The 954-nt window shown below is 38.2% G+C and carries 1 protein-coding gene; it reads left to right on the plus strand.

Going from position 1 to position 954, the window contains the following annotated elements:
* Window positions 1-285: 285 nt before the first annotated feature.
* Window positions 286-603: a hypothetical protein gene (locus tag ACT3RR_RS23130; protein WP_485903393.1), complete on the plus strand. Its 318-nt coding sequence runs from the start codon at window positions 286-288 to the stop codon at window positions 601-603.
* Window positions 604-954 lie beyond the last annotated feature (351 nt).

The raw sequence follows: 954 nt of genomic DNA on the forward strand, positions 1-954 counted from the left end.
GGCTGTTTTGTAAAACAGAAATTTATATATTATTGTTTGGCAGGAAGCTTGATGAATTCATGAAAATCATAGTTCCTAATAGGGTTTATTACAAAAATCTCAAATAAAATAAAATCAAAAAAACAACACAACATATTGAAAAGTGATTTTTATAGTAGCCCGACTAATTTAATTAACTAAAAATTCGATAAAAAATTAAACGACAGGTTTAATAATGAGATCTAGCTCACGATAAGAAATATATTATTATTTAAATATGCAGTTTCCAAAAACAAGGAGCCGTTTATGAAAGTTATTGACAATTCATTAGTGGAATACATATCTGGTGGCCGTGGCGGTAATACCGGTGATTATCGCTCAGATCGAAATAAAAATAGTCGCGGAGCACCTGACACCTGCGCCAATCAAGCAGGCGTAAATGGTATTCTTGGAGCAATGGCAGGTATTCCAGGAGGCCCTCCTGGAATGGCGGCAGCCGCTGCATTAGCTAGTTTATCGACTGCCGTTTCTTGCTCTAGAAATGGCTCAAGTGGGGGCCGCAATCAAGGTGCATTTGGCGGCAATAATAATAGCAATAGTGTGAATGGGCAATGCCGTCGATAGCCATATTATTAACTCCAGCCTGAAAAGTCGCGTCTAAGGGCGCGGTTTTTCGTTAACACTTAGAATGGAATCTAATGATGACCCGCAGTAAGTGGATACACGCCGCAGCGAATATCTTCGCCTTAACACTGAGTATTATTTTAGCCTACGCATCAAACTTAAATATTGCATCCAATGGAAATAGCATTGCAGATGTGGTGTTAAGCATATCCTCCTTTATAGGAATAAGGTGGATAGTATTCAAAACATTAACCTATTTCTTTGTAAAACCAGAATAGACAAATAAATGGGTGATGCTGCCAACTTACTGATTTAGTGTATGATGGTGTTTTTGAGGTGCTCCAGTGGCTT

Origin of the sequence: Ewingella sp. AOP8-B2-18 (genome assembly GCF_052376015.1) — a bacterium.
Lineage (GTDB): Bacteria > Pseudomonadota > Gammaproteobacteria > Enterobacterales > Enterobacteriaceae > Ewingella > Ewingella allii.

What these genes read in the sequence shown, in the direction of transcription:
- ACT3RR_RS23130 (WP_485903393.1), top strand. Translation starts at nt 286, where the DNA reads ATGAAAGTTATTGACAATTCATTAGTGGAATACATATCTGGTGGCCGT.